We start from the raw sequence: 1,196 nt of genomic DNA, 5'->3' as shown, positions 1-1,196 counted from the left end.
CCGTCTTTCTTGGATCTCTCATTAAACTCTTCGCGTTCCATCACTGGGAGAGCATCCACTTGTTCACCCCATCTCAATTTCTGGCGCATTTGCTCCAACTTCTTTTCTTGTTGCTGGAGTAAACCTTGTTCGATGGCATTTTGACTAAAAGTCTTCAAGTTCCAAGCCATACCAATCTTAGACAATCCCCAAATCACCATCTTGGTTGGGTCGTATTGGTACCATTTCAATGCGTTTCTGTAGTCCGAGGGAAACTCGTGGTGGAAATTGTGGTAACCTTCACCAAAAGTAGCCAAAGCGGTAATGACGTGGTCACGAGGGGTTCTGCGGTCATCGAATGGTTGAGAGCCGATCCAATGGGCCAATGAGTTGACACAGAAGGTAGCTTGTTGAATAACAAACGATTTGAAGATTCCTCCATAAATGAACCCTCCCCACCAGTCACCCCAGAAAACACCAGCAATGATAGTGGGCAATACAAGTGACATCAAAAGCATCAAAGTAAGGTAGTGACGATGTTGAAATCTAACTACCCAGTCAGAAGTCAAATCGGAAATGTCAGCACGTGCACGGTTCTTTGGATTGGCCTTAACCAACATCCATCCCATGTGCGAGTACCACAATCCTTGACGAGCATCATAGGGGTCTCTTGGAGTGTCTGTATAACGATGGTGAACTCTGTGAGAGTGAGCCCACCATTTGATCGAGCCTTGAATGGCACCAGCACCAACAATGGCATAAAATAACCTCACAGGAGTTGAAGCCAGGTAGGCTGTGTGAGAAAATAAACGATGGTAACCAGCAGTAATTGAAAGTCCCAGCGCCAAATACAATATAAACCCAAGAAGGGCCGTCTTCCATTGAAGAGGATGTTTAGTTGCTTCCCACATTCCATAGAGTGGAAATACAACAACCAACATCAAGTTCAACCAATTAATATGTTGGTACCAGTTACTAAATGTCCATGGTTGATCGGAAATATGGGTTTCCCGAGTATATTTCTGACGTTCGGCCTCATCCTTCTCTGCCAAAGTCATCTGTTTCATTGAGTCTTCCGTGATTTGGTCAGCAGTAACATTGACAAGAGACTTTGTTCCCATCAAACGACCACCCACACCTGCCGCCACAATTCTCGGGGTCTTGCGGTTGGTGCCAGCAGCCAAAGCGTTCAATTTGGTGATGTCTACAGAATCAAC

1 protein-coding gene is annotated in these 1,196 nt (G+C 45.4%); it reads right to left on the bottom strand.

What is annotated here, in order from left to right:
* Positions 1–1,196 (bottom strand): fatty acid desaturase (locus H9Y04_RS49065; protein WP_187820149.1); only part of this gene is annotated, 1,196 nt, incomplete at both ends.

The sequence above is a fragment of the Streptomyces polyasparticus genome (genome assembly GCF_014493765.1).
Lineage (GTDB): Bacteria > Actinomycetota > Actinomycetes > Streptomycetales > Streptomycetaceae > Streptomyces > Streptomyces polyasparticus.
This window is presented reverse-complemented; position numbering and strand designations above follow the sequence as displayed.